Origin of the sequence: Erythrobacter sp. CCH5-A1 (assembly GCF_001557115.1) — a bacterium.
Classification (GTDB): Bacteria; Pseudomonadota; Alphaproteobacteria; order Sphingomonadales; family Sphingomonadaceae; genus Erythrobacter.
This window is the reverse complement of sequence record NZ_LSKQ01000290.1, coordinates 1-414: the sequence shown is the minus strand read 5'-3', so window position 1 is coordinate 414 and position 414 is coordinate 1. Positions and strand designations below refer to the sequence as shown.

The following is a 414-nucleotide window of genomic DNA, read 5'->3' as shown; positions in this document are numbered from 1 at the left end:
TCCCTTGCTGGCCTTGCGGACCTTCGTCCGCATCGGCTTCGCGCGGTCTGCCGTGCACCCGATCCCGGCGCGGCGCAGCTCGCCAGCACGTCGGCACATGCGTGCCTCGCTGGCATCGCCGCCGCGCCTGCCGCAGCGCGTGATCGACGCATCGACGGGCCGTCGTCGGCCCGGGCTGGGGCGACCCTCGGTTTGCGGGCACCGGCAATCCCTTGCTGGCCTTGCGAACAGTCGTTCGCATCGGCTTCGCGCGGTCTGCCGTGCGCCCGATCCCGGCGCGGCACTGCTCGCCAGCGCATCGGCACATGCGTGCCTTGCTGGCATCGCCGCCGCGCCTGCCGCAGCGCGTGATCAACGCATCGACGGGCCGTCGTCGGCCCGGGCTGGGGCGACCCTCGGCGCGCGGGCACCGGC

General features: G+C 74.6%; 1 protein-coding gene. It reads left to right on the top strand.

The features are described 5' to 3' along the window. Positions 1–97: 97 nt before the first annotated feature. Positions 98–414 (top strand): hypothetical protein (locus tag AX708_RS21220; RefSeq protein ID WP_233999676.1); only part of this gene is annotated, 317 nt, incomplete at its 3' end.